Origin of the sequence: Acrocarpospora macrocephala (genome assembly GCF_009687865.1) — a bacterium.
GTDB classification, from domain to species: Bacteria; Actinomycetota; Actinomycetes; order Streptosporangiales; family Streptosporangiaceae; genus Acrocarpospora; species Acrocarpospora macrocephala.
In genome coordinates this window covers 1-25,639 of record NZ_BLAE01000108.1, presented here as the reverse complement: position 1 = coordinate 25,639, position 25,639 = coordinate 1, and the positions used below count along the sequence as shown (strand labels likewise).

At 66.1% G+C, this 25,639-nt stretch carries 26 protein-coding genes, 1 tRNA gene and 3 pseudogenes; 17 read left to right on the top strand and 13 right to left on the bottom strand.

What is annotated here, in order from left to right:
• Nucleotides 1–249 precede the first annotated feature (249 nt).
• From Amac_RS50945 to Amac_RS50925, 5 genes are all read right to left on the bottom strand, one after another.
• Nucleotides 250–1,440: an ABC transporter permease gene (locus tag Amac_RS50945; protein WP_155361643.1), complete on the bottom strand. Its 1,191-nt coding sequence runs from the start codon at nucleotides 1,438–1,440 to the stop codon at nucleotides 250–252.
• Nucleotides 1,433–2,101 carry an ABC transporter ATP-binding protein gene (locus tag Amac_RS50940; protein ID WP_218041768.1) on the bottom strand — a complete coding sequence of 223 codons (669 nt, stop codon included), beginning with the start codon at nucleotides 2,099–2,101 and terminating at the stop codon, nucleotides 1,433–1,435. Before Amac_RS50940 ends, Amac_RS50945 begins: the two co-directional genes overlap by 8 nt.
• Nucleotides 2,102–2,331: 230 nt before the next feature.
• On the bottom strand, nucleotides 2,332–3,366 hold the full coding sequence (locus Amac_RS50935) for a peptidoglycan-binding protein (RefSeq protein WP_155361642.1): 1,035 nt from the start codon (nucleotides 3,364–3,366) through the stop codon (nucleotides 2,332–2,334).
• Nucleotides 3,363–3,902 (bottom strand): hypothetical protein, encoded by a 540-nt coding sequence (locus Amac_RS50930; RefSeq protein ID WP_155361641.1) that lies wholly within the window; start codon nucleotides 3,900–3,902, stop codon nucleotides 3,363–3,365. The genes Amac_RS50935 and Amac_RS50930 overlap by 4 nt, the downstream gene beginning before the upstream one ends.
• Nucleotides 3,903–4,137: 235 nt before the next feature.
• A complete protein-coding gene (locus Amac_RS50925) occupies nucleotides 4,138–4,284 on the bottom strand; it encodes a hypothetical protein (RefSeq protein ID WP_155361640.1) in 147 nt (48 codons plus the stop codon).
• A 174-nt stretch (nucleotides 4,285–4,458) separates the two neighbouring features.
• Here Amac_RS50925 and Amac_RS50920 point away from each other — a divergent pair, with 174 nt between their 5' ends.
• Both Amac_RS50920 and Amac_RS50915 read left to right on the top strand, forming a co-directional pair.
• On the top strand, nucleotides 4,459–4,986 hold the full coding sequence (locus Amac_RS50920; RefSeq protein WP_155361639.1) for an RNA polymerase sigma factor: 528 nt from the start codon (nucleotides 4,459–4,461) through the stop codon (nucleotides 4,984–4,986).
• Nucleotides 4,986–6,074 (top strand): hypothetical protein, encoded by a 1,089-nt coding sequence (locus Amac_RS50915; RefSeq protein ID WP_155361638.1) that lies wholly within the window; start codon nucleotides 4,986–4,988, stop codon nucleotides 6,072–6,074. The genes Amac_RS50920 and Amac_RS50915 overlap by 1 nt, the downstream gene beginning before the upstream one ends.
• 52 nt (nucleotides 6,075–6,126) lie before the next feature.
• On the opposite strand, the gene aceE is transcribed toward Amac_RS50915, so the two are convergent.
• The gene (aceE, locus tag Amac_RS50910) at nucleotides 6,127–8,874 is read right to left on the bottom strand and encodes a pyruvate dehydrogenase (acetyl-transferring), homodimeric type (protein WP_155361637.1); all 2,748 of its coding nucleotides are present in this window, start codon (nucleotides 8,872–8,874) and stop codon (nucleotides 6,127–6,129) included.
• A 395-nt stretch (nucleotides 8,875–9,269) separates the two neighbouring features.
• Between aceE and Amac_RS50905 the strand changes: the two genes are divergently transcribed.
• From Amac_RS50905 to Amac_RS50885, 5 genes are all read left to right on the top strand, one after another.
• Nucleotides 9,270–9,680, top strand: a complete 411-nt coding sequence (locus Amac_RS50905; protein ID WP_155361636.1) for a YjbQ family protein — start codon at nucleotides 9,270–9,272, stop codon at nucleotides 9,678–9,680.
• Between the two features lie 121 nt (nucleotides 9,681–9,801).
• Nucleotides 9,802–10,227, top strand: a complete 426-nt coding sequence (locus tag Amac_RS50900; protein ID WP_218041766.1) for a DUF3052 domain-containing protein — start codon at nucleotides 9,802–9,804, stop codon at nucleotides 10,225–10,227.
• A gap of 169 nt (nucleotides 10,228–10,396) precedes the next feature.
• Nucleotides 10,397–10,825 carry a peroxiredoxin gene (locus tag Amac_RS50895; protein ID WP_218041765.1) on the top strand — a complete coding sequence of 143 codons (429 nt, stop codon included), beginning with the start codon at nucleotides 10,397–10,399 and terminating at the stop codon, nucleotides 10,823–10,825.
• A gap of 106 nt (nucleotides 10,826–10,931) precedes the next feature.
• Nucleotides 10,932–11,237, top strand: coding sequence for a hypothetical protein (locus Amac_RS50890; RefSeq protein ID WP_155343981.1), 306 nt, complete (start codon nucleotides 10,932–10,934; stop codon nucleotides 11,235–11,237).
• Between the two features lie 18 nt (nucleotides 11,238–11,255).
• Nucleotides 11,256–12,188 (top strand): ROK family protein, encoded by a 933-nt coding sequence (locus Amac_RS50885; RefSeq protein ID WP_155361634.1) that lies wholly within the window; start codon nucleotides 11,256–11,258, stop codon nucleotides 12,186–12,188.
• Here Amac_RS50885 and Amac_RS50880 read toward each other — a convergent pair.
• A complete protein-coding gene (locus Amac_RS50880; protein WP_155361633.1) occupies nucleotides 12,171–13,616 on the bottom strand; it encodes an amidohydrolase family protein in 1,446 nt (481 codons plus the stop codon). The two genes, Amac_RS50885 and Amac_RS50880, sit on opposite strands and share 18 nt — an antisense overlap.
• A gap of 108 nt (nucleotides 13,617–13,724) precedes the next feature.
• On the opposite strand from Amac_RS50880, the gene Amac_RS50875 reads away from it, so the two are divergent.
• From Amac_RS50875 to Amac_RS50845, 7 genes are all read left to right on the top strand, one after another.
• Nucleotides 13,725–14,534, top strand: coding sequence for an IclR family transcriptional regulator domain-containing protein (locus tag Amac_RS50875; RefSeq protein WP_155361632.1), 810 nt, complete (start codon nucleotides 13,725–13,727; stop codon nucleotides 14,532–14,534).
• 77 nt (nucleotides 14,535–14,611) lie between these two features.
• Nucleotides 14,612–15,751 carry a CaiB/BaiF CoA transferase family protein gene (locus Amac_RS50870; RefSeq protein ID WP_155361631.1) on the top strand — a complete coding sequence of 380 codons (1,140 nt, stop codon included), beginning with the start codon at nucleotides 14,612–14,614 and terminating at the stop codon, nucleotides 15,749–15,751.
• Nucleotides 15,748–16,536, top strand: coding sequence for a citryl-CoA lyase (locus Amac_RS50865; protein ID WP_155361630.1), 789 nt, complete (start codon nucleotides 15,748–15,750; stop codon nucleotides 16,534–16,536). The genes Amac_RS50870 and Amac_RS50865 overlap by 4 nt, the downstream gene beginning before the upstream one ends.
• 305 nt (nucleotides 16,537–16,841) lie before the next feature.
• Entirely contained in the window at nucleotides 16,842–17,705 is an 864-nt protein-coding gene (locus Amac_RS50860) for a DODA-type extradiol aromatic ring-opening family dioxygenase (protein ID WP_155361629.1), read from the top strand.
• Nucleotides 17,702–18,064: a hypothetical protein gene (locus tag Amac_RS50855; protein ID WP_155361628.1), complete on the top strand. Its 363-nt coding sequence runs from the start codon at nucleotides 17,702–17,704 to the stop codon at nucleotides 18,062–18,064. The genes Amac_RS50860 and Amac_RS50855 overlap by 4 nt, the downstream gene beginning before the upstream one ends.
• A gap of 451 nt (nucleotides 18,065–18,515) precedes the next feature.
• Nucleotides 18,516–19,454, top strand: a complete 939-nt coding sequence (locus Amac_RS50850) for a quinone oxidoreductase family protein (RefSeq protein WP_246269233.1) — start codon at nucleotides 18,516–18,518, stop codon at nucleotides 19,452–19,454.
• 16 nt (nucleotides 19,455–19,470) lie between these two features.
• Nucleotides 19,471–19,542: transfer RNA gene (locus Amac_RS50845), tRNA-Val, on the top strand.
• Between the two features lie 119 nt (nucleotides 19,543–19,661).
• On the opposite strand, the pseudogene Amac_RS55735 reads toward Amac_RS50845, so the two are convergent.
• From Amac_RS55735 to Amac_RS58305, 4 genes and pseudogenes are all read right to left on the bottom strand, one after another.
• Nucleotides 19,662–19,955 (bottom strand): annotated as a pseudogene (locus Amac_RS55735) (tyrosine-type recombinase/integrase); the annotation flags it as partial.
• 256 nt (nucleotides 19,956–20,211) lie between these two features.
• Nucleotides 20,212–20,628, bottom strand: a complete 417-nt coding sequence (locus Amac_RS57780) for a replication initiator (protein ID WP_307729868.1) — start codon at nucleotides 20,626–20,628, stop codon at nucleotides 20,212–20,214.
• A gap of 171 nt (nucleotides 20,629–20,799) precedes the next feature.
• The gene (locus tag Amac_RS50830) at nucleotides 20,800–21,045 is read right to left on the bottom strand and encodes a replication initiator (RefSeq protein WP_155361626.1); all 246 of its coding nucleotides are present in this window, start codon (nucleotides 21,043–21,045) and stop codon (nucleotides 20,800–20,802) included.
• Nucleotides 20,948–21,357: pseudogene (locus Amac_RS58305) on the bottom strand (replication initiator). The gene Amac_RS50830 and the pseudogene Amac_RS58305 overlap by 98 nt, the downstream one beginning before the upstream one ends.
• 8 nt (nucleotides 21,358–21,365) lie before the next feature.
• Here Amac_RS58305 and Amac_RS58300 point away from each other — a divergent pair.
• Nucleotides 21,366–21,575 carry a GntR family transcriptional regulator gene (locus tag Amac_RS58300; RefSeq protein WP_218041763.1) on the top strand — a complete coding sequence of 70 codons (210 nt, stop codon included), beginning with the start codon at nucleotides 21,366–21,368 and terminating at the stop codon, nucleotides 21,573–21,575.
• 75 nt (nucleotides 21,576–21,650) lie between these two features.
• Nucleotides 21,651–22,697 (top strand): hypothetical protein, encoded by a 1,047-nt coding sequence (locus Amac_RS50820; protein WP_155361625.1) that lies wholly within the window; start codon nucleotides 21,651–21,653, stop codon nucleotides 22,695–22,697.
• Between the two features lie 16 nt (nucleotides 22,698–22,713).
• Here the strand turns inward: Amac_RS50820 and Amac_RS58500 are convergent, their stop codons facing one another.
• A complete protein-coding gene (locus Amac_RS58500) occupies nucleotides 22,714–24,048 on the bottom strand; it encodes a hypothetical protein (RefSeq protein ID WP_507762651.1) in 1,335 nt (444 codons plus the stop codon).
• 389 nt (nucleotides 24,049–24,437) lie between these two features.
• Between Amac_RS58500 and Amac_RS50810 the strand changes: the two genes are divergently transcribed.
• Complete coding sequence (locus Amac_RS50810; protein ID WP_155361623.1) at nucleotides 24,438–25,112, top strand: hypothetical protein; 675 nt, start codon at nucleotides 24,438–24,440, stop codon at nucleotides 25,110–25,112.
• Nucleotides 25,113–25,177: 65 nt separating this feature from the next.
• On the opposite strand, the pseudogene Amac_RS54285 reads toward Amac_RS50810, so the two are convergent.
• Nucleotides 25,178–25,639, bottom strand: a pseudogene (locus Amac_RS54285) (IS701 family transposase); the annotation flags it as partial.

Below are 25,639 nucleotides of genomic sequence, written 5' to 3'. Positions count from 1 at the left end.
GGCTCCGCCCGATCCCGTCGTCGCCGTGGTTGCCGGGCGGGTTGGTAGTCGTGGGCATCGCGGTTGTCCCACCCGCCCAGCCCTTTGTTTTCCCTCGGGCTCCGCCCGGCCCCGTCGTCGCCGTGGTTGCCGGGCGGATTGGTAGTCGAGGCCATCGTGGTTCTCCCACCCAGCCCTTGTTTCTCCTCGGGCTTCGCCCGCCTCGTCAACGCCGTGGCGCTTGTTGCCCTACCGGGCAGGCCGTTGGGGCTAGGCCGTGCTCAGGGCGAGGGTGGGGGACATGCGGGCTGCTCGCATCGCCGGGTAGATTCCGGCTACCGTGCCGACCAGCAGGGTCGCGGCCAGGCCGCCGCCGAGGGCCCACAGGGGGACCACGGCGGGCAGGTCGCGCCAGGCCGCGTAGCCGACCGTCACCAGCGCGCCGAGCAGCGCCCCGGCCACTCCGCCGAGGCCGGACAGCAAGAGCGACTCGGTCAGGAACTGGCCGCGCACCTGGCCTTTCGTCGCGCCGAGGGAACGGCGCAGGCCGATCTCTCGGCGCCGTTCCAGCACTGAGATGACCATGGTGTTGGCCACCCCGACGCCGCCGACCAGCAGGGCCACCGCGCCGATGCCGAGCAGCAGGTTGGTGAACGCGCTGTCCGCCGCCGCCCGCGCGGACAGTGCGTCGGACGGCCTGCTGACCTCGACCTCCTCCGGATGTTCCGGGTTGGCCGTGCGCGGCAGCACCTCCCGTACGTCGGTCACGGCCGCCTCCTCGGAGCGGGTGTAGATCGTGGTCGGGTAGCCCTCGTACTGGAGGTAGGTGCCCGCGGCCGGGTAGCCGATCAGGGCCGACCTGTCGATCTCCGGGGCCAGTGGCGTGCTGTCCAGGATGCCGGTTACCGTCCACCACTGGCCTTTGATCCACACCTGGTGGCCGACCCGCAGGCCCAGCCGTTGCGCGGCGACCGAGCCGAGGACCACGGCGCGCTGAGCCGCCGTCGCCTCGTTGAGCCAGGCGCCGTGCCGTACCGCGGTCTGGAGGGAGTCGAGCAGATCCAGGGAGGCGGCGCGGACGGTGAGGCCGCTGGTCTGGGTGGCCGGGATGCGGTCGCTGCGGAACACCGGCTCGCCGGTGTCGCCGGTCGAACCCGCCGTCAGGACGGGGCCGATCCTGCGGACCATGGCCAGCGATTCGGCCGGCAGGTTGGCCGTTTCGCCGAACAGGGTCTGGCCGGGGGTCACCCGGAGCAGGTTGGTGCCGAGTTCGTCGAGTTCGGCCAGGAGGCGGGCCTTGCTGGAGGAGGAGATGCCGACCACGGCCACCATGGTGGCGATGCCGATCGCGATCCCCAGCGCCGACAGGATCACCCGGGCCGGGCGGGCGCGCAGCCCTGAGGCACCCACCCGGACCTGGTCGCCCCAGGCCAGCCGCCCCGGCCGGAGCCGGTCAGCCATGCGCGCCCACCGCCTCGACGATCTGTCCGTCCCGCAGGCGGATCCGCCGGGGCGCGGCGGCGGCCACGTCGTTGTCGTGGGTGATGATCGCGACCGTGGTCCCGGCCGCGTGGAGTTCGCGCAGGATGTCCAGCACGTCCGCGCCGGACGCCGAGTCCAGGTTGCCGGTCGGCTCGTCGGCCAGCAGCAACGACGGCTCGCCGACCACCGCACGGGCCACCGCCACCCGCTGCCGCTCCCCACCCGACAACTGCGCCGGCCGATGATCGAGCCGATGCCCGAGCCCGACCCGCTTCAGCGCCTCGGCCGCGCGCTCCCGCCGCTCCCGTCTCGGCACCCCGCTGTACAGCAGGCCGTCGGCCACGTTGTCGAGCGCGGGAAACCCGTCGGCCAGGTGGAACGACTGGAACACGAACCCGATATGCCGGGAACGCAACGCGGACAGCTCACGATCCGACAACTCGGCCACGTCGTACCCGGCAATCCGGACCGTCCCCGACGAAGGGCGATCGAGCGTGCCGATCAAATGCAGCATGGTGGACTTCCCGGACCCCGAAGGCCCCACGATCGCCACAAGTTCACCGCTGTCGACTCGCAAATCGACGCCACGCAACGCCTGCACTCCACCCGGATAGGTCTTGGTGGCACCGCTCAACTCGATAACGGCAACAGCCTCCTCGACCCCCTCCTGGCTTGGCTGCGCCTGTGTCTGGGCTGAGGAGCGTCGGAGAGATGGGGGAAGGCGCAGGCTGAAGGCGGTCAAGCCCGCTGTGCCGGAGGCGCGGCCAATGTCGCTGCTTGGCCGCGCCTGTGTCTGGGCTGAGGAGAGCCGGAGGGACGAAGGAAGGCGCAGGCTGAAGGCGGCCGAGCCCGCCGTGCCGATGTCACTGGTCATGTCGCGGGGACCTCGACTTTCATGCCCTCGGTCAGGCCTTCGCCGGTGATTTCGACCTGGCCGGAGGCGAACAGGCCGGTTTCGACGGCGACGATTCCGGTGCCGACGACCTGGATGCCGTAGCCGCCTTCGCGGAGGGCGAGGAGGGCTTCGACGGGGACCGAGAGGACGTTTTCGCGGCGTTCGCTCTGGAGGTCGACGGTGACGGGGGCCTGGTCGAGGCGGCCGAGTTTGCCCTCGGCGGTGACCTCGACGTCGATGGTGGCCTCGCCGCCCTCCTGGGCGGGGGGTTCGGCCACCGTGCCGATCGCGGTGATCGTGCCTTTCGCGGTGCCGCCGGACGGGGTCTCCAGGGTCACCTTGGCGCCGAGCCGGGCCAGCTGCTGGTCGGAGGCCGGCAGGTCGATGTGCACGACCCGCTTGGTGCTGGTCGTGGTCACCACCGACTGCCCGGCCCGGTCGCCCTTCTCGGCGGTGACGTCGGCGATCCTGACCGCCCCTGAGGCGATGATGATCTGGCTCGCGTCCACGCTGCCCGTCTCGGGCAGGTTGCGGTCGTCCTGCCATTCCCGTACGGCCCGGGCGGTCACCCACGAGAAATACTCGTCGACCGTCCCCGTCTCGTACCCGAGCGCCTCCAGGTTACGTTCGAGCTGCTCGACGTCCTTGCCCTCGGAACCCGAGGACAAGGTGCGATACATCGGGATCGATCCGTACAGCAAGGAGACCGGCCGTCCGTCCACCGAATACAGCCAGCCGCCGCGCCGGACCAGCGTGCCCTCCGCCCTGACCCTGGTCACGGTGCCGGTGGCCTGGTTGGGCAGCACGCGGCGGCCGGCGTAGCCGAGCGTGCCGTCCACGGTCTTGCTGTCGACCAGGTCGGAGCGGGTGATCTCGGCGGTCGCGGTCGGCGCCGCGCTCGCCGACTCCGATGGTGTCCCGGCCTCGCCGGTCAGGGAGAAGGCCGCCACCCCGCCGCCCGCCAGCGCGAGCACGGCGACGGCTCCGGCGAGCAGCCCGCCTCGTCTCATTTCCCGCCGCCAGAACCGCCGAGCATCTTGCCGCCGCCCGGCATGAGGTCTTGGCAAGCCTCCGAGGCCTTCTTGAAGACGGGCGAATCCGGGTCCATGCCAGGCCCGCCCATCCGCACCCGGCCGCCGTCCACCTGCGGGTCCGGCATGTCGACGCCGTTGTCGCGCATGCACTGCGCGAATTTCAGCATCTCGTCCTGCAGCTTGCCGTCGTCGACGGTCTTTCCGTCGACGATTGGCCGGTACTGCTCGCACGCCTTGAGCGCCTTTTCTGTGACCGCCTCCTGGCCCTTCTTCTGCCGGATCATCACCTGGTTGCCGCCCGGCTCCGGGTCCGGCATGTCGACGCCGTTCTCCCGCATGCACTGGGCGAACTTGAGCGGGTCGCCGCTGCTGGTGGGGGACGGCGCGGCCGTCGCGGCGGTGGAAGCCCCGGCCGCGGAGGCGATCCCGGTGTCCGGGGCCTGGTTCCCGCAGGAGGCCAGGAAGAGCGGGATCGCGACGAGCGCGGCGATTCTGAGTCCTTTTTCTGCCATGGACACAGGTATAGAAGAACGCCGTTAAACATGCCTTAAGCGAATTTGTTTATGCGTTTCTTACAGAAGAATGCGAAAGGCCCACCGCGAGGAAGTCCGGCGGGCCATTCACGCTTTATTCAGGCCCCCGGGGGCCGCTGCCCAAGCTGGCGGCGCAGCTCCGCGAGCTCCCGCTCCAGATCGGCGACCTGCGCCTGCTGGTAAGGGCCAGGCCCGACATACTGCGTCGTGTCGCTCACCGGCGCGGACGGCAACGCATAAGGCTGCTGCTGGGTGGTTCGGGTACCTCGCGGAACTTCGGCAGCGCCTCCTCGTAGTGGCGCTTGAAGAACGAGTCGAGCGCGGCGTTGTACTCGGTGGTGGTGAGCGACGCCGACGTCATCCGCGTACGCGGGAGCCGCCACCGCGACGATGATGTTCCTGAGGTTCACAGGTACATATGGTGATCGAGTGGCCTTGTTCATCACTTGTGACTGACTTGGCAACTCACCCGGAAGGGTGCCGCTCGATCGGGCAACAAGGGGTGACCTGTCCTTCCGGCAAGGGAGACCTTGCGATGATTCCCCCCGCCGTCACGGTGGCCGACCCGCAGCGGTTCGGCACCGTCTTCGACACGCACTACCAAGAAATCCGCCGATATATCGGGCGGCGCCTGGACCTCTCCGTGGCCGAGGACCTCGCCGCCGAAACCTTCCTCATCGCGTTCCGCCAGCGCCACCGCTTCGACCCCGCGCAGGGTTCGGTCCGCCCATGGCTGTACGGCATCGCCACCAAACTCATCGGCCGCCACCGCCGCTCCGAACTGCGGCGCTACCGCGCCCTGGCGCGCACCGGCCCGCCCCCGGACGACGACGCCCACGACCAGCGCGTGGTCGACCGGATCGCGGCCGCCGCCACCGTCAGCCGCCTCTCCGCCGCCCTGGCCGCCCTGTCGAAGGGCGAGCGCGACGTCATCCTGCTCGTCGCCTACGGAGGCCTGAGCTACGACGAGGTCGCGGCGGCCCTGGGCATCGCGAACGGCACGGTCGCCTCCCGCCTCAACCGGGCCAGGGCCAAGCTGCAGAAGTCACTGGGGGTGACCTGATGAACGAGATCAAGCTCATCGACGCCGTGATGCCGGACGTGCCGCCCCCGGACCCGGCCCGCACGGCCAGGGTCAGGGCGCGCGTGCTCGGCGCGCCCCCGCCGCGGCGGCGGCCGGTCTACCTGATCGCGGCCCTGGCCACCGCCGCTGTCCTGGCGGTCTCCATGATCGTGCCGCGCCTGCTCGCGCACCCGGACCCGCCCGGGCCCCCGGACCTGACCCGGACCCTGGACCGGGTGGCGGCGCTGGCGGCGGTGGAGGCCGCGGCGGAGCGGGCCGCCCAGCGCGAACCCACCACCGGCCGGTACTGGCGAGTCGTGCTGGAGGACGTCCGGATCGAACGGGAACAGCACGGCATCATGATGAAGGAGCTGTATGTCCACACGCGCTGGCAGGACAGCGACATCCTCGACGGACCGCCCGACGGCCGGCAGGCCCAGCAGACTCGCTTCATGGAGTCCGCTCCGCTCGATCCCGGCGACCGGAAGGAATGGGAGAACATAGGCGCTCCCCAGTTCTGCCCCTATCTCGACCAGGTGTGCGGGCCAGGGCCGATCAAGAAGGGGGACGTCAAGACCGTTCCCTGGGGGCCGGCCAGCGGGTTCCTGAGCGGTCTCGGCCCTCGCCCGTCCGGCGCGCCGGAACCGCGCGTGACGCGGAGCATGGACCTGCCCGCCGATCCGGAGGCGCTCAGGGCCGAGCTGGTCATGTACTGGTCCGGGAGAGGGCGGCATGTCCTCCTGGACGTCGACGAATGGCTCTGGGCGACCGGGCTGGACCTGCTTCAGAGGGCGCCGATCACCCCTCAGGTCCAGGGCGGCTTGTACCGCATGCTCGCCGGAGTGCCCGGCGTGCGGATCTCCGGTGCCGGCGGCGTGCTGACGCTGAGCCGGACCTCGCGCAACGACACCCTGGAGGAGCGGCTCATCGTGGGGCCGGAGGTCGTCATCGAGAGCTACCTGGTGACACCGATGGACCACCAGCTCACCAGACGCCTCACGATCGGCTCGTCGGGCTGGACCGACCAGGGCCCGCCCCCGGCTCCCCCCGGCTGTACCTCCTTCAACGACCGCGACTGCTTCAGCTGAGAAACAGCGAGGGCGCCACCCGGCAGCGGGTGGCGCCCTCGCGGGGTCTCGCTCAGACCCCCATCGTCTCCGTGTCGTTGGTCTCCGCCGGAGCGCCGACCTCGGTCACGCCGTTCTTCAGGTGGTAGCGGGAGATCGCGTCCCGCAGCACCTCGGTCTTGATCTCGCCGCGCCGCGCCAGCTGGGTCAGCACCGCGAGCGTGATCGACGCCGCGTCCACGTGGAAGTGGCGGCGCAGCGCCGAGCGGGTGTCGGACAGGCCGAACCCGTCGGTGCCGAGCGAGGTCCAGTCGCCGGGGATCCACTGCGCGATCTGGTCCTGCACGGCCCGCATGTAGTCGCTGACGCCCACGAAAGGCCCTGGCACGCTGGACAGCGTGCGCGTCACATACGGCACGCGCTGCTCGGCGTCCGGGTTGAGCAGGTTGTGCTCCTCCACCGCGAGCGCCTCACGCCGCAGCTCCGACCACGAGGTGGCCGACCAGACCGAGGCCGCCACTCCCCACTCCTCGGCCAGCATGCGCTGCGCTTCCAGCGCCCACGGGCCCGCCACGCCGGAGACCAGGATGTTGGCCTTGGGGCCGTTCCCGGCGGCCGGAGCGAACAAGTAGAGGCCCTTCAGCAGGCCGTCCACGTCCACGTTCGCCGGTTCCGCGGGCTGCTGGTAGGGCTCGTTGTAGATCGTCAGGTAGTAGAAGACGTTCTCCTGGCGCTCGCCGTACATCCGGCGCAGGCCGTCCCTGACGATGTGGGCGACCTCGAACCCCCAGGACGGGTCGTAGGAGACCGCGGCCGGGTTGGTGGAGGCGATCAGCGGGGTGTGGCCGTCCTCGTGCTGCAGGCCCTCGCCGTTCAGCGTGGTCCGGCCCGCCGTCGCGCCGAGCAGGAAGCCCCGGCCCATCTGGTCGGCCAGCTGCCACATCTGGTCGGCCGTACGCTGCCAGCCGAACATCGAGTAGAAGATGTAGATCGGGATCATGTGCTCGCCGTGCGTGGCATACGCCGAGCCCACCGCGATCGTGGAGGCCATCGACCCGGCCTCGCTGATGCCCTCGTGCAGGATCTGACCCTCGGTGGACTCCTTGTACGACAGCAGCAGATCCCGGTCCACCGCCTCATACGTCTGCCCGGACGGCGAGTAGATCTTGGCGGTGGGGAACATGGCGTCCAGACCGAACGTGCGCGCCTCGTCCGGGATGATCGGGACGAACCGGTGCCCGATCTCCTTGTCCCGCATCAGGTCCTTGAGCAGCCGCACGAACGCCATCGTGGTGGCCACGTTCTGCTTGCCCGAGCCCTTGGCCAGCTGCTTGTACGCCTCGTCGCCGGGAAGCTTGAGGGGCTTGGCCCGGATGACCCGTTTGGGCAGGAAACCGCCCAGAGCGGCGCGCCGCTCCTTCATGTACGCGATCTCGTCGCTGTCCTCGCCCGGGTGGAAGTAGGGCGGCAGCTCGCCTTCCAGGTCCTTGTCCGGGATCGGCAGGTAGAGCCGGTCGCGGAACTCCTTCAGCTCGGCCTTGGTCATCTTCTTCATCTGGTGCGTCGCGTTGCGCGCCTCGAAGTCCTTGCCCAGGGTCCAGCCCTTGATCGTCTGGGCCAGGATGACCGTCGGCTGGCCGACGTGCTCGCGGGCGGCCTTGAACGCCGCGTAGACCTTGCGGTAGTCGTGGCCGCCGCGCGACAGCTTGCGGATGTCGTCGTCGGTCAGGTGCTCGACCATCTTGCGCAGCCGCGGGTCGCCGCCGAAGAAGTGGTTGCGAATGTATTCGCCGGATTCCACGGAGTAGGTCTGGAACTGCCCGTCCGGCGTGGTGTTCATCTGGTTGACCAGCGCGCCGTCCACGTCGGCCGCGAGCAGCGGATCCCAGTCCCGGCCCCAGACCACCTTGATCACATTCCAGCCGGCGCCCCGGAAGTAGGACTCCAGCTCCTGGATGATCTTCCCGTTGCCGCGCACCGGGCCGTCAAGCCGCTGCAGGTTGCAGTTGATGACGAAGGTGAGGTTGTCCAGCTCCTCGCGGGAGGCCAGGCCGATCGCGCCGAGCGACTCGGGCTCGTCCATCTCACCGTCGCCGAGGAAGCACCAGACGTGGCTGCGCGAGGTGTCCTTGATCTTGCGGTCGTTCAGGTAGCGGTTGAACCGGGCCTGGTAGATCGCCCCGATGGAGCCCAGGCCCATGGATACCGTGGGGAACTCCCAGAAGTCCGGCATCAGCCGCGGATGCGGATAGGACGGCAGGCCCTTGAAGCCGTGCGACAGCTCCTGCCGGAACGCGTCCAGCTGGGCGTCGGTGAGGCGGCCCTCCAGGAAGGCGCGGGCGTAGATGCCCGGCGCGGCGTGTCCCTGGAAGAACACCTGGTCGCCGGACTCGCCGTGGTCCTTGCCGCGGAAGAAGTGGTTGAAGCCCACTTCGTACAGCGAGGCCGCCGAGGCGTAGGTGGCGATGTGGCCGCCCACGTTGGTGCGGGCGTTGGCGCGCGTGACCATCACGGCCGCGTTCCACCGGATGTAGGCGCGGATCCGGCGCTCGACGTATTCGTCGCCGGGGAACCACGGCTCGCGCTCGGGCGGGATCGTGTTGATGTAGTCGGTGCTGCGCAGCCCCGGCACGCCCACCTGGTGTTCCCGGGCGCGTTCCAGCAGCCGGAGCATCAGGTAGCGGGCTCTGGTTCTGCCCTCCGCCTTGATGACGTTGTCGAGCGACTCAAGCCACTCCTGGGTCTCGCTGGGGTCGACATCAGGGACCTGGCTGGGTAGGCCGTCGCTGATGATCGAGAAACGCTGGCGTCCGGAAGCCACTGGGTCTCGCCTTCCGAGGATGGACTTTTGTCGGTTCTAGGTTCGGCTTCCATCCTGGCTCGTCGCCCCGGAAAGTGCATCTCTACTCCCCGGTAAACCAAGATGTCCCTGCTGGCTGACAGGGGGCTGTGGCCTAGACCACCGATGGTAGGACGTTTTTCGCCAACCGTGCACACCGGGGGCCCCGAATTGTGATCGTGGCTCCCGCCGGCGCGTGATTCTAGCGGTATCTCCTGATCTTCCGGCTCCGCAAAACTTCCTTTACGCAGCCGGTACGGCCCTTACCCGCTCACACCCCCACGTACCCATTTATTGCGACTTCAGGCGAAATGTCGGCAATCTCGAAGTGGTGGCGTACTCGTCGTCGCAGCTCAGGGAGGGCATAGGATCCCGATGTGAGGTCTCAGGTAATAGACGTGCGAACCGGCTCACGGGAGCAGGTGCACGACATCACCGGCGAATGCCAGCGGTTCGCGGCGGACTGCGGCGGCGACGGGCTGTTGCACGTCTTCGTGCCGCACGCCACGGCGGGGGTCGCGCTGATCGAGCTGGGCGCGGGCAGCGACCGGGATCTGCTGGCCGCCCTCGGCGACCTGCTTCCCGCGGACGACCGCTGGCGACACGCGCACGGATCGAAGGGTCACGGACGGTCACACGTCCTGCCCGCCCTGATCCCGCCGTACGCTTCGATTCCGGTGCTGGCCGGGAGGCTGGCGCTGGGAACCTGGCAGTCGGTCGCGGTGGTGGACCTCAATATCGACAACCCGGATCGAAGTGTCCGTTTGTCGTTTTTGTCCAGCAAGTAGGTAACGGTGCGGGTCACTCGCCGTGGCGACCGTTGACGACGATGGGTCACAGCGTGTGGACTGTGCCGAACGATACCCGCTGAGGTTTCCGGCGGGGTCAAGCCAAGCAGGAGGGATGAACGTGAGCGCGACCGCGGGTCAGGCGCAGGGCGAGCGCGGCCTGGCCGAACGACTTGGCCTCAAGCCGGGTCAGGTGGTGCAGGAAGTCGGCTGGGATGAGGACAGCGACGACGCACTGCGCGAGTCCATCGAAGAGCTGACCGGCAACGAGATGGTGGACGAGGACTACGACGATGTCGTCGACGTGGTGCTGCTGTGGTGGCGCGACGACGACGGCGATCTGTTCGACGCCCTCACCGCCGCCATGACCGCCCTCGCGGACGGAGGCCAGATCTGGCTCCTGACGCCCAAGGCGGGCCGGCCCGGCCATGTTGAGCCGAGCGACATCGGCGAGGACGCCACGACAGCCGGGCTCTCCCAGACGAGCAGCATCAGTGCGGCTCAGGACTGGTCGGGCACGCGGCTCGTCTTCAAGGCCCGCCGCTAACGTCGCCTGGTCGTCCCTGCCGTACGGCGCTCGCCGTACGGCAGGTTCTCTATTCGTGAAAAAGGCGTGATCTTGGACAGCCGCAGCGGAGAGTTGCCTGGTCGATGATTATGCGGCTGGCTATGGGACGAGTTTTTTACGAATATGACTCTAGGGAGGGGTGTGGGCGGTGGAGATCGGGGGCATCGCGCCGGACTTCGCGTTGATGGATCAGCACGGCACACCCGTCCGCCTGTCCGGGCTCCGGGGGGAGCCCGTGGTGATCGTCTTCTTTCCCGCCGCGTTCACCGGCGTCTGCCAGGGCGAGCTGCACGAGCTCGCCACTGTGGAGGCTCGGGTGCTGGCGATCTCGGTGGATTCGATGTTCGCGCTGCGCGCCTGGGCGGATCGCGAGGGCTACTCATTTCCGCTGCTCTCGGATTTCTGGCCCCATGGTCAGGTCGCGCGGGCGTACGGTGTCCTGGACGAGGAGAAGGGGCGCGCGCGGCGTGGCACCTTCATCCTTGACGGTGAGGGCGTGCTCCGCTGGCAGATCGAGACCGCGATCGGCCAGCCGCGGGACGTCACCGAGTACCGCAAGGTGCTCACCCAACTGTGACCTCGGCGATCCCCGGCCAGCGAGCCGAGACCGCCGCTAACCCGATACGGCCGTTCCGTTCCGGATATTTCAACCCTTGCCCCGATTTGCCTTGTGGGAGGCGACCATGCCCTGCTATCGATGCGGGGCCCGGCAGACCGACCCCGTCCGCGGCGCCAGCCCGTGGAAACGCGGCGTGCGCCACGAGGCGCAGGTCCTGGTCTGCCCGGACTGCCAGCGTGCCCAGGACCTGGACCTCGACACCTGCCCCACCTGCGCGTCGACCGCCCTGATCTGCCGCCTCGGCGAGGTCGAATGCCGCTCCTGCGGCCTGGTACGGCTCGCGCAGGCCCCCAGCCCCGGCTCCCCCGACCTGTCGGGCCTGGCCGCCGAGGTCGAAGCCGCGCTCAACCGGGTGCTGGGCCGCAACTGATGCGGCGATAATGTGCCGGTGAGCTACGTGGTCGCCCTGGATGTGGGCGGAACATCGATGAAGGGCGGCCTCGTCACCTTTTCTGGTGAGGTGACGGTTTTCCCCGGGCGGCCCACGGGCCGTGAGCGGGGTCCTGAGGCGGCCGTCGCCAATATCCGCTCCTATGTGTCCGAACTCGCCGACGCAGGCTCTCGCTCGTTCGGGGGCGCCCCCGCCGGGGTCGGGCTGGCCGTGCCCGGCATCGTGTCCGCCACGGTCGCCCTCTACTCCGCCAACATCGGCTGGCGGGACGTGCCCGTGTCGGCTTTCGTCCCGGCCGGCCTGCCCGCCGCGCTCGGGCATGACGTACGCACCGGCGGCCTGGCCGAAAGCGTCTTCGGGGCCGGCCGGGACGTATCCGATTTCCTCTTCCTGCCACTCGGCACCGGCATTGCGGGTGCGGTGGTCCTGGCCGGGGAGCCGTACGGAGGAGCAAAAGGCTGGGGCGGCGAGATCGGCCACACGACGGTCTGGCCCGACGGCGAGAAATGTGCCTGCGGCCAGCATGGCTGCCTCGAAACGTACGCCTCCGCCGGCGCGCTCACCCGCCGCTACGCGACCCGCACCGGCGACGCCGCCACCGCCAAGGAGATCGTCGAACGCGCCCCCGACGACGCCTGCGCCGCCGAGGTCCTCGGCGACGCCATCGAGGCGCTGGCGATCTCCCTCGCCTCCTACACCCTCCTGCTGGACCCCGCCATGATCGTCATCGGCGGCGGCCTGGGCGAAGCCGGTCCCGTCCTGCTGGATCCGCTGGCCGAACGGCTGGCGGCTCGCCTGGCCTTCCGCGAGCCGCCGCCGCTCCGCCAGTCCGCCCTCGGCGTGCGCGCGGGCATGCTGGGCGCGGCCATCCTCGGCTGGCGCGCCGCCGGACAGCCGACCTGGAGCCCCGACCTAAGATCGGTCCTCTGAACCCTTCTGACCACGCCACTCGGTGTACATATACGGATTGTCCATGATCTTGGTCTCGGGAATGTCGGGGTTCATCCCCGTGGTCCAGGAATCGCCGAGCTGCTCCATGAGATAGCCGACCGTCGACTCGACGGCCTGCCGGGCGGCGGGCAGATCCACGCCCACCAGCCGGTGGTCGGCCTTCACCACCTGCCCGTTCACCACGACCGTGTGCACGTCGGCCCGCTGCGCTTGGAACGCCACGTGCCCGTACGGATTGAGGATCGGGAACATCACCGGCGAGTGGTCGTTCTTCAGCAGCACCACGTCGGCCTTCTTGCCCGGCTCCAAGCTGCCGATCGAGGCGTCCAGGTCGAGCGCCCGGCTGCCGCCCCTGGTCGCCCAGTCCACGACCTCCTCGGCCCGCAGGTGGCAGTGGGTGATCGTCTCCTGGCGCGCGTGCGCCTCCAGGTGCTCGCGGGAGCGGTCGGCGCCCAACGTCGCGCGCATGGCCGAGAACAGGTCGCCGCTCCACCAGACGCTGGTGTCCATCGAGAGCGAGACCGGGATGCCGTGCTTGCGCAGCTGCCAGGTGGGCGGGTAACCCTGGCCCGCGCTCTGCTCGCTCTCGGTGGAGACCGAAACGGAACCGCCGGTCGCGGCGATCCGGTGGTAGGAGTCCTGGCTGAGCGTCGCCGCGTGCACATACACCGATTCCGGCGTCATGAAGCCGTTCTCGTGCATCAGCCGGATGCCGTCGTCGTTGGTCGCGCCCCACACCCCCGCGTGCGTGGTCACGGGAGCGCCCAGCTCGCGGGCGGCCTCGAAGGCGGCGCGCTCGGGGAACGCCGGGTCGCCGGTGACGTCGAAGGCGAGCTGGAAGCCCAGCCGGCCCTGCACCCGCCGGGTGACGAAGTCCCGGAACTCCGGCGATGTGGCCCATTCCCACGGACCCTGCTGGATATTTCCGTACGCCAGGACGAAACGCCCGGGGACGGCTTCGAGGGCGTCGACCGCGGCCTCGGCGTGGTCGATGGTCTGCAGGCCGTGGGACCAGTCCACGGTGGTGGTGACGCCCGCGTCCAGGGCCTCGATGGCGCCGAGCAGGTTGCCGGCGTACACGTCCTGGGGGCGGAAACGTTTGCCCCATTCGAGGTAGTACCAGACGAAGTACTGGGTGAGGGTCCAGTCCGCGCCGTATCCGCGCATCGCGGTCTGCCAGAGGTGGCGGTGCGTGTCGATCATGCCGGGCATCACGATCCCGCCGGACGCGTCCACCTCCACGGTTCCGTCCGGCACCTCCAGGGCGGGCCCGACGGCCTCGATACGCTCCCCGATGATCAGGACGTCGGCGTCCCGCAGAATGGTATGGCTGTCGTCCATCGTCAGGACCAGGCCGTCGCGGAGAACGAGGGGTCGGCCGGGCTGGTGGGCGGCGGTCGCGCTCATGGGCGCCTCCCTGGCGGACCAATGTCCGCATGGCGGTCAAGGGAACAGTGATGCCACAATGAGAGCACCCTGTCCCGATGTCAAGACGCAGGAAACGGACGACCGCCCATGCCTCCGCCCACGCCCCGCAAGGGCACCAGCCCGGATTTCATCGAGGCGCTCGCCCGGGGCCTCGACGTGATCAGGGCGTTCCGGCCGCGCCAGCCCGCCATGACCCTGACCGAGGTGGCCACCGCCTCGGGCCTGGCCCGGCCGACAGCCCGGCGCATCCTGCTCACGCTGGAGGAACTGGGTTACGTCCGGGCCGAGCGCGCCGGCTTCTCGCTGACCCCCCGGGTGCTCGAGCTCGGCGTGTCGTACGTGCGCTCGATGGGGCTGTGGGAGATCGCCCGGCCGCATCTGGAGGCCCTGGTGGCGCAGACCAACGAGTCCTGCTCCATCGCCCAGCTGGACGGTTCCGACATCGTCTACGTGGCGCGGGTGGCGGTGCCGAAGATCGTCACCCTGTCGGTGACCATCGGGACCCGGTTCCCGGCGCTGCAGACCTCGCTCGGCAAGGTGCTGCTGGCCGCGCTGCCGCCGGAGCGGGTGGAGGCCGTGCTGGCGGAGCCGAGCAGGTCGGGCATCGTGCCGTGCTGGCAGCCGGGCGCCGAGGAGCGCCGCGCGGCGTTGCGTGAGGTCAGGGCGAGCGGGTGGGCGATCACCGACGAGCAGCTCGCGCCCGGGATCCGGTCGGTGGCGGCGCCGCTGCGGGACGGGCACGGCCAGGTCATCGCGGCCGTCAACGTCAACGCGCACGCGGCGGAGACGTCCATGGAGAAGCTGGTCGAGGAGTACCTGCCGGCGCTGCTGCGTACGGCTGGGGCGATCGGGGCCGACTTCGCGCTGTATGAGGCCGTTCCGCAGGCCAGCGCTTGACAACGTGACCGCGGGAGCAAGATGCTCGGTGGGGCGGACAATTGTCCGCTCAGCGGACGGAAGGTTATTCTAGGCTTATGGGGACGCCGGGTTCAGGGCCACTCGCGGGGGTTCTCGTCGCAGACTTCTCGCGGGTGCTGGCAGGGCCGTACGCGACGATGCTGCTGGGGGATCTCGGGGCGGAGGTCGTGAAGGTGGAGAGCCCCGGCGGGGATGACACCAGGAACTGGATGCCTCCGGTTCGCGGGGATGTGTCGACGTATTACCTCGGGATCAACCGGAACAAGCGGTCGGTGGTGCTGGATCTCAAGGATGACTCCGATCTTGTGCTGGCCCGGGAGTTGGCCGCGCGCGCGGATGTGATGATCGAGAATTTCAAGCCGGGTGGGCTTGCGCGGTATGGGCTGGATTATGCGGCGGTGAGTGCGCGGAACCGTGGGGTGGTTTATGCCTCGATCAGTGGGTTCGGGACTGCTGGGGGTGCGGGGCTGCCGGGGTATGACCTGATTGTGCAGGCCGTGTCCGGGTTGATGAGTTTGACGGGGGATCCGGGAGGGCCGCCGTATCGGGCGGGGATTTCGGTTTTCGATGTGATGACTGGGTTGCATGCGGTTTCTGGGGTGCTGGCCGCGTTGTATGAGCGGGCTGGGTCGGGGGTTGGGCAGCATGTTGAGGTCAATCTGCTTTCGTCGGCTTTGTCGGGGATGGTGAACCATTCCAGTGCGGTGGTGGCGGGTGGGGTGGTGCCGTACCGGATGGGGAACGCGCATCCGAGTTTGTTCCCCTATGAGCCGCTTCCGGCGAAGGACGGGGAGCTGGTGATCGCGGCGGGGAACGATGGGCAGTTCCGGAAATTGTGTGATGTTCTCGGGGCGCCGGAGTTGGCCGATGATCCGCGGTTCGCGCGGACGGCTGACCGGACGGCGAACCGGGAGGAGTTGCGGCCGTTGCTGGTGGCCCGGCTCGAATCGCGGGATCGGGCGGAGTGGTTCCGCGAGCTGAGCGCGGTGGGGGTTTCGTGCGGGCCGATCAACACGGTGGGGGAGGGCGTGGAGCTCGCCACCGACCTGGGGTTGGAACCGGTGGTTTCGCCGGGTGGGGTGCCGTCTGTGCGCAATCCCATTGGTTTGTCGCGTACGGCGGCTAGTTACCGGTTGCCGCCGCCGGGGTTGGATGAGCACGGTGACGAGATCCGGGCCTGGCTGGGGGAAGAATGAGCGGAAATTTCAGGACATCGATAGGTACGTCGGATGAGACGAGCATCCGCGTGCTCGGGCAGGATCTCGCGCATGATCTGATGGGCAAGGTCGGCTTCGGGGAACTCGCCTTCTGGCTGGTCGCCGGGCGGCGGCCCACGCCCTCGGAGACACGGGTTTTCGAGGCGGTTCTGGTCGCGCTGGCCGATCACGGATTCACGCCGACCGCGATCGCGGCCCGGCTGACCTACCTGAGCGCGCCGGAATCCGTGCAAGGTGCGCTGGCGGCCGGGCTGCTCGGTGGTGGCTCCCGCTTTCTCGGCGTGACGGAAGACGCGGGGCGGTTCCTCGCCGGAACGCTCGCGGGTAGCACATGGACCGACGACATGCCGGACGCCGAGTGGGACACGATCGCCCTGGCCGCCGTGAAGGACGCCCGGGCTGAGCGGCGGTTGGTGCCCGGTCTGGGGCATCCCGTACACAAGCAAGAGGATCCGCGAACGCCGGTGCTGTACAAGATCGCGTCCGAGGAGGGTCTGTATGGCCCCCATCTGCGGCTTTTCGCGGCAATCGGCCGCGTCCACCCGCAGGTCCTCGGTCGCACGCTCCCACTCAACGGAGCCGGAGTCTGCGGCGCGGCCCTGGCCGACCTCGGCCTCCCCATCGATATGCTCCGCGGTTTCGCCCTACTCGCCCGCGCCGCCGGCCTCCTCGGCCACCTCGCCGAGGAACGCCGCGACCCTATCGGCATGGACATTTATCACGCGGTAGACCGAAATACGGCCTATATCCCAGACGAGGCGTAGGAGGTCCTGTGGTGATAGTCGTGTTCGGGTCCATTTACGAAGCCGTCGACCGGCACGCTCCCGCCGAAGCGTGGGAGGTCCTGTCGTGCTCGTGCATATCGGACGAGTCGTAGGAGGTCCTGTGGCGATGGTCGTGTTTGGGTCCATTTACGAAGCCGTTGGTCGGCACGTTCCCGCCGAAGCGTGGGAGGTCCTGTCGTGCTCGTGCATTTCGGACGAGGCGTAGGAGGTCTTGTGGCGATGGCTGGGTTGATTTACGAAGTCGTTGACCGGTACATCCTAGATGCAGCGCAGGGAGGTCTTCCATGGCGACAATAGCCGCCGTCATCGCGTCCACCCATCATCCGTTCTATTACCGTGCGAGCACGGCTCCGCCGGAGGAACGGCCGCCTTTCGCCGACGCGTGGGTCACGAAGATCCTGGCCTTCCGGGAGACCCTGACCCGGGCTCGGCCGGATGTCCTGGTGATGGTGGGTTCCGATCATTTCCACCAGCTGTGGCTGGACAATATGCCGCAGTTCCTCGTCGGTAAGGCGCCTTTCTACGACGCCAACTGGGCCAACGAGGAACGCGAGTTCGGGCTGCCCCGCATGCTGCTGCGCGGTCAGGAGGATCTTTCCGCGCACATCCTGCGCGGGGGACTCGACGAGGGTTTCGACCTCGCCTTCAGCAACGAGCTCCGCATCGACCACAGCATCACCTGCCCGATCATCACGCTACGCCCGGAAGCCGACCTTCCCATCGTCCCCATCTACACCAACATCTTCGCCCCGCCCCTCCCGCAGCCGAAACGTTTCGTCGCCCTCGGCCGCGCGATCCGCGAACTGGTCGAGTCCTGGCCGAGCGAGCTCCGCGTGGCCATCATCGGCACGGGTCATCTGTCCCTCGAACTCGGCGGCCCCCGCCAGTTCGGCCCGCACGGCCCCGATCCCGAGTTCGACCGCAAAGCCGTCGAATGGATCGCCAACGGAGATATCGAGCGGTCACTGGCCGAAGTCTCCCTCGACAGCCTCTGGACCCCCGGCAACGCGACGCACGGCTTCATGGACTTCATGCTGATGATGGGCGTCGCCGGTGAAGGCGCGAAAGCCGACCATGTCGACTCCCTCGACCTGTTCCACACGATGGAGGCGTACTTCACCTGGTATCCGGAAGGAGTGCCCGCATGAGCAAATACCTGCTCAACAAGTTCCTCTACACGATCGACCGCGACGCTGACCTGGTCGAACGTTACCGGGAAGATCCAGCAGGCACAGTGACCTGGTGGGAATCCGAACTCGCCAACAGGATCCTCAACTGCCCCGCCGGCGAGTCAAGCACCTGGCTCGCCCTCGAACCGGCCGAACGCGAAGCCCTCTCCACCCACGACCACGTCCGCCTCTTCGAACTCGGCGCCCACCCCTTCCTCACCCTCACCCTCTTCATCGCAATGTTCGAACGCGACAACACCGAACCCTTGGAATACCAAAAAGCCTTCGGCCAACGCCTCACCCACTTCACCCTCCCTTATCCCGATATATCGACATAAGTCCACCCGCACGGCGGGCGGCAGCGCCCGACGCCCCAGGGACGGCCAGGAACTGCGATGGCCGTGAGGACCGGGGAGTTGGCGGTCATGAGGGTTAAGAGCCCGTGCTTGGCGATCGGCGTATATCGACAAGGGCTTGGAAGGCCGTGGCAGACGGCGGATGGGAGCCACGAACAGGAGCTGGGAGTCTGTGGCGGGCCGGAAGATCGGACAAACAAGTTTGGGCACCGCGTCAGGAGATCGAAGCGCACGAACAAGAGTCGGGAGCCTGTGCTGGGCTGGGAGATCAAAAGCACATGAGGACCTGTGTGGCCGAAAGATCGGCACATATGAACGAGCCCTGGGAGCCTGTGGTGGTCCGGAGGACCGGCGCAAATGAACACGTGGGTTGGAGGATGCGATGAGAGCCGCTGTCATCTTGTCCTGCGGTAGCCCTCCCGACTTGAGGACCGTGCCCGCACCGGAGGTCGCGGCAGGCGAGAGCCTGGTCCAGGTCACGGCTGCGCCGATCACGCCGCTGGACGTTCTGTGCGCGAGCGGCACATCCTATTTCGGGCAACCCGCCCTCCCGTACATCCCAGGAGTTCAGGGCGTCGGCAAGCTGACCGACGGCACCCGCGTCTGGTTCCCCACCCAGGCCGGCATGCGCCCCGGCGACGGCAGCTTCGCCGACCTGTGCGCCGTCCCCACCACCGACCTGGTCCCCATCCCCGACGGCACCCGGGACGAGACCGCCGCGGCGCTCGGACTGTCCGCCGTCGCCGCCTGGATGGCCCTCACCTGGCGCGCCGCCCTCCGCCCCGGCGAACAGGTCCTCGTCCTCGGCGCGGGCGGCACGGTAGGCCAGGTAGCGGTCCAAGCCGCCCGCCTCCTCGGCGCCCGCCGGGTCGTGGCCGTCTGCCGCTCCCCCCAATCCCAGGCACTCGCCACCAAGAACGGCGCCGACGCCGTGGTCCCCCTCCACCCCGACGACACACCCGAAACTCTCACCCCACGCCTCCGCCAAGCCCTCGACGGCCTCGCCGACGTCGTCATCGACCCCGTCTTCGGCATCCCCGCCACCGCCGCCGCCCAGGTCCTGGCCCCCGGCGCCCGAATCGTGAATCTCGGCAGCGCCGCCGCCGAATCAGCCACCTTCACCTCCGCCGCCCTCCGCGGCAACACCGCTTCCCTCCTCGGCTACACCAACAACGCCCTAACCCCCACCCAACGCCACACCGCCCTAACCGAGATCTTCAACCACGCCGCCACCGGCACCCTCTCCGTCGACCACACCCTCACCCCACTGGCGGACATCTCCTCCGCCTGGACCAGCCAGGCCACCGGCAACACGCCACGCCGAATCGTCGTACAACTATCTGATGTGCCGACACCACCCTCGGTGCCGTAGGGTGTAACCCGGCTCAGGGCGGTTAGCTCAGCGGTAGAGCACTCGCCTTACAAGCGAGGGGTCACTGGTTCGAACCCAGTACCGCCCACCTGCGAAAAGACCCCGTCTCCGATCTTGGAAACGGGGTCTGAGCGACAAGCTCCCGATGATGTCGTCCATTGCTTCGGCCCCCTCCATCAGCACTGGGCGAATCTGCTTGCGGTAGACGGTTTCCGTGACGACGGTGTTGCGGTGGCCGACGAGGCGGGAGATGTCCTCGATGGGCACGCCGGAGTCGGAGAGCAACGAGACGGAGCTGTGGCGCATCTCGCGGGGAGACCAGTTGCGCTCTGGGAAACCTGCCCGGTTGATGACCTTGCGGAAGTCGCGCCTTACGTTGTGGGCGGTGGGGGCGTTTCCGGTCTTGGCACGGAATACGAGCTCTTCACGGACCGGTTGAGGATGCCGTGGATCAGCTTGAGCGAACGGGTGCTGAGGTGGCCTCGTTTGCTCGCCAACCAGGAGTCCACGTCCTCCACGGAGAGATCACGGAGCTTGCATGCGCCGAGGGTCGGGATCACGTGCTTCTCGACGTACGAGGTATTCATGCGGATCGTGCTTTCCGACCGGCTGGCGTGTTGCCGACCGTCACGGAGGCGATCCAGCGTTCACGCTGCTCGTCCCAATGCAGGCCACCCTCTCCCTGGTGCGTCTAGTGGTCATGATCTTGCCTCCTGTTCCAGTAGCGCGATGTAGTCGCCAATGGCCGAGGCTGGGATCAGCCGGATTCGGCCATGGGTGACGGACCGCAGGCGGCCGACCTGATCAGCTCGTAGATCACGCTGCGGCTCATGCTCAGCAGGCGCATGACGTCGTTGTCGCGGTAGAGCCGCCGGTCAGCGGCTGGACGTGGCGTCAACCCGTTCTCGCGCTCGGTGGCGATCTCCCGAGCGGTGGCCACCCGTTGCCGGATGTGCTCGGCCATGATGGCTTCACCTTTGCTGTAGCCGATTCGGGCGAAGCGCCAGTGGCTCAGGACGAGCGTTGTCGCGTCGCCCGGCGCGGGAAGGCCGTACCGTTCGCGGGCTTCGGTGGCCCGGTGGAGCGCGCGTGCTCCCCGGAGATCGCCGAGGTCGACCGAGAACGCCCGGCTCTTGCTGGAGAAGTGACCCGGAAGCCGAGCATGTGTGCCCAGGGCCGGAGCCGGAGTGCGGCGAACTCCGGCCGTTCACCAAGATCCCAGCAGGTACGGATCATGCGCAGGGCGTGGTCGATGACCGGCAGCGCATCTAGGTGAAGGCCCGACTTCAGGCCCGTGCCGTGGCAGCGCCGACAGCCGGAGAGCATGGAAGCCCGCCCTCGACCGCTACAAGCCGGGCAAAACAACCCGGTGATCGATGGTCCCGGAGTCCTCCGCGCCCTTCGTGGCGTACTTGGCGATGTAGCCAGCCACCGCCTGTTCGCTCAGCCCTTCGACGGCCCGATCGAGCAGGATCGGGCGAATGTCGAGCTGGTCACCCCATCGAAGGGTCCTCCTGCCGAGGGCACTGACCGGTGAGGTCACCGCGGCCTTGGCGGCGGCCCGGACGGACGGCACCGACGAGCAGGTCATGATCCGCCCAGTCGGGCGAAGGCTCCTGCGCACCCTGTGGGCCGTCCAATCGGATGGTGGCGTGGAAGTGGACCAGGCCGCGCTGTTGGTACTCGGCGACCTTGGCGAAGGAGACCGGACGTGCCTGGAGAAGGCGCGTCGGCTCATCCCTGCCGAGATGGCGAGTTCCTGACGCATGGCCAGAGTGAAGCGATGCCAGAGGGCACCAGCACGCGCCTGCCACAACACGGCCCCGACGTAGTCGTAGCAGTCGGCGCAGATGGGCTGACCCAGCCGGTCCGCTCTCAATTCGTGCCGGACGTGACAACCCACCGGCCGCCTTGCCCAGCGAACCCGAGCTGGTCAGGAATTACGACGTGTCACGGCCCACCATCCGCAAGGCCATCGAGACCCTGGTGTCCGAGGGTCTTCGGCCGGTCGCGGCCCGCACCGCCCGCGCGTGGTCAAGTGGCCACAGCCGTAGAACCTACTCCATGCGTACGTTCACAAAGGAAGGGCACTCCGAACAAATGGGCACATACCCAACATAAATGCCACAACCGCCTGCAATTGGTACATAATACTCAACCTCCCTACCGGGAGTCCACCTTGGCTATTCTGTTCGCATGGACATTGATGGACTGGAGTTCTTAAGGGTTAACGGCTGGCAAAACAGCGACGAAGCCCATCCCCCAAGAGGTGGACACTCAGGATATCGGATTGTCTGGCGATGTTTGGCATGGGTAGTGCACCCAGAAGTCGTCTTCGGATTTAGCAATATGCGAATCCGAATTTCTTTGGGCGATGTCGACACCGGAGGCATAGTTCTACCTAATGCCATCCCCATGCGAAGCCACGATCGATGGATTCTGCCTCAGAAAATATACCGCACCCAAGATGGCAACGACACCAAATTCGAAAGCGAAGGCATAGGTACAATTGATTTTAAAGCATGGCAAGAGACGGTGTCATCGATTTCATACATGGAAATACTCGTCCGTACCGAAGCAAGAGAACCCGGCGCTATCCTCAATGAAGGGCGGAGAACGACATCTAGCATCTTAACGCTGCTGCAGTTCTCGCTGGGACCACGAGTTTCCGCCGTCCAAGTCACCGAAGAAGTCGGCGAGATATTCGAAGATTGGCATTGGAATAGATCACTTGCATCCGATTCCCTTGCCTGGGAGCCCCAACTCAATTTACATGGCATGCAAGGCAGTGAACTCGTCGACACGATGAAGCCACTTATAGATAGATGGCTCTCACGCGATGAGGAAAAGCGTACTAGAGCACGAGTCGCGAGTCAGTGGTGGCAGCTTGCAGAAGCGCAAGGCGACCTTGTCATAAAATATATAAGTCTATGGCTTGTAGCCGAATCACTTGTAGATAAAAAGAACATGCCGACCAAGCTTTACGACTTGATCGGCCATTCACTCCAAAAATGTGAGAAATTTATTCGCCGCCTGTATACGCGCCGTTGCGAGTTAACACATGGCAAGAACCGAGATGTCAGCACCGAAGAGATCGCCGAGATTCGATCATTGGCGGGCGCATTTCTTTCGGCGGACCTTTGTACCGTCCCACTTCCCAGCTACATAGCCAGAGTGGAACAATCCTTGAGAAGAGTGCTCCCCAAGAAGCGGAAGCACTCTCACAGCACTCGAGATGTTTAATTTGTGAAAGCTGTACTCACTGACCGATGGCAAGTGCAGTCGATACAGATTTAACCGCCTCAATAACGGCAACTCCTGCACTTCCTGCCATCGCGGCGATGCCTGCTATTTTTTGCAGCGCAGTCTTTACCCTCTCTGGTTCTTCAGACTGCACTACCTCCACCGCCGCCACTTCTAGGTCGCTAGACACGGAAGGTTCGAGCTGAGGCCTCAGCGCCGCGATGGCTTCCAGCAAGCAGTTTAGCTCGACAGACGGAGAAGTAACGCTGTCGCCAGCGATAAATGTGTTGCCGTTAGCTGTATTACCACGTCCGAATACGCCGGCCGCCCTGTCATTAAAGGTGAAGTTGTCGCCGCTATTCATCTCTACCCCCTGAACGGTTACCGTGCAATTTATTGGCCGATCCCTCAAATTATACTGATTTGAGTCCTCAAGTACTTTAGTTAGATTTTCAATCTGGCGAGCCAGTCCTTTACTTTCTTGCCGGAAATCATCAGCCAAGTGGGCAAGATCATCAATTGGGAAATGAGTTACCGAAGCGGCCATCCCAAGAACACCGGGCTGGAAATTCCCCTTCTTGCTGCGCCGCTTCAGTCGATTGAGCTCAGCGGCCAAGAATTCGCGCATCAAGTTGACGTCGATATCAGACTGACGGACACGCCATGCACGGAGGACTAGCCGAAGCGTTTCTAAGTGATGATAAGTTCGACACATCTCCGTACGAATGAAACGCGCCTGCTCAACATGATACTCTCTCCGCCGAATAACGAAAGTAGGAATCGGTCGATTGCCTGCCACCACCGGAACGACCGAGAAATTCAGCTTAGTACGTCGAGTATCCAGTTCATCGATGATGAGCAGAGGTAGACCAGATTTCATATATCGGACCGTCGGACTACAGTCCACGCGAGTTGTTCGTTTCAGCAAGTCCGACATCAAAATCTGATCTAGATCCTTGAGAGGCCTCTCTTCTCCGCATATACGCATAGGAAGGTAGATAATTCTATGCGCCAGGCTGGCAATATTTCGAGGCCCGACTTTTTCCCGCCATTTTGTTACTAGTCCAATATCCATGCGCCACGCGATACCCGTGGAAAAGAGGCGTCGATGTATCGGCTTAATCCATATTTGGGAGTTGTCGTTCCATGCCTGCGTAAATCGAATGTAAGATGTTACGTCTATGAAAGGCTGAGGGGTCCGCCAGGCGCGCGGCTCCCTTGGGTCGTATAGAGGACGAACAGCGCCCACACCGCGAAGAAATTCGCGACCAACATCCGGGTCCGGCCAACTTGGGCGAGTCAAGCGCCCTGTTTCGTTTCCAGCAAGAAGCCTAAGATCAATAAACGGCATTTGGAAGGCGACAAATTGACTGCGGGTAAGCCGGTGTTCCCCAACCATTTACACCAAATCCACATGCCATGCCGGAGTTATTTGCCACAGACACAACGGTCTCCCCCGACGAACGAAGGGAGACCGCCGGAGTATGCACGGTCTAAGCCGTACATGCGGGAATCGAACCCGCCCCACCGGTGCAACAGTAACTGTCACACAGGTAGCCGGCCCAGCCGACCCGCATTTCCTGCCCTCAGCGCCCACAGCTAACCAAGGAACCATGGCAGAATAGCACAGGCATGCTACCGACTGAATCCCTGCTACCGAGCCAGGACACCCTTGTCATGTGTCATGGTGTGACAGGAAGAGCATGCATCTTGGTCATATCGTCAAAGAGGAGGTTTGCGGTGATGCTTAGCCCGGGCGCCCAGGTTCGATTCCGTGTGACAAAAGGCGACAAAGTGGGATCTTCTTGGTCAGTTCAGACTAGCAAGGGCAAAGGTGATGTATATGTTCTACACCGGGAGGGAGCCCAGCAAATTAAGACATCCTTCCACGAGTCGGGGCAGTGGCACTTTTCGGTCATGCCCGAAGGGCAGAAACGTCTCGGCGAGAATGAATCTTCCTATCTGGGCGTTGTAAAAGAGCACACAGAATTTGCTTCAGGCTGGCTGCATGCGATGCGAATAACCGTTCCCAGGAGTGAACTCCGTGACGGCTACGAAGAACAGGTGCGAGAAAAGACTGTCGTAGAAGTGCCAGCCGATCCAGAGATGGATGTCGTTTCGATCGACATTTTCTTAGGAGATAGCAATGCCATTCCCGTTCGAATAGAACATTCTCTCCTTATCGCACATATGGAACGTGGGGACGGAGGCCAAGTTGCCATCCTGGCTAGGCCCATGTTACTCGACGAGCCGTTACATATCGGCTTGGCAGAGCAGATCTCTCAGATTCGAGACGGTCTGCGCGATCAGGGGTGGAATGGAACTTCTCTCACACGTGCAGTGATCATTGGTCACGATGACTCTCGGGGATTCCATCGCCAAATTGAAGTAGCAATCGATCCAGATCCTGCCTGAGCCCTACAAGGGCTGTGGTTTTACTGCCTACTCAAGGCTGAGGCTAGTACGGCAGCCGCCAATCGCTAGCTGACCAGGGCATAGTCGCGCTTCAACCGTGCACGTTGATGGAACCAGCCGGATCGTGCCTGGTGGCGGCGTCGCCAGTAAAGCCATCGCGCGGTGTGCCCGGGCGGCTTGGGATGATGAAGCGCCTCGGCGAGCAGACCCTTGATCGCGGGAACGGTGAGCGGGATGAGCCCGGGATCGGCGGGCGGGGCCTGGCAGGGGGACACCGGGGCGCAGGCCCGGCCGTCCGTGCGATCCCGCAGTTTGGCGGCGGCGACCGCGCAGACGGCCAGGGCCGCCATCACCAAGACCAGATGCCGCAGGATCGCGGTGTACAGGCGCGCCTGGCACTGATCCAGGCCGAAGCAGTCTTTGGCCAGCTCGAAGCACTCCTCTACCGGCCATCTCAGCCCGGCGGCACGGATCAGCCGGGTCCGGGCCGGCGGGCGTCCCTCGGGCACGTAGCACCAGTGGAAGGC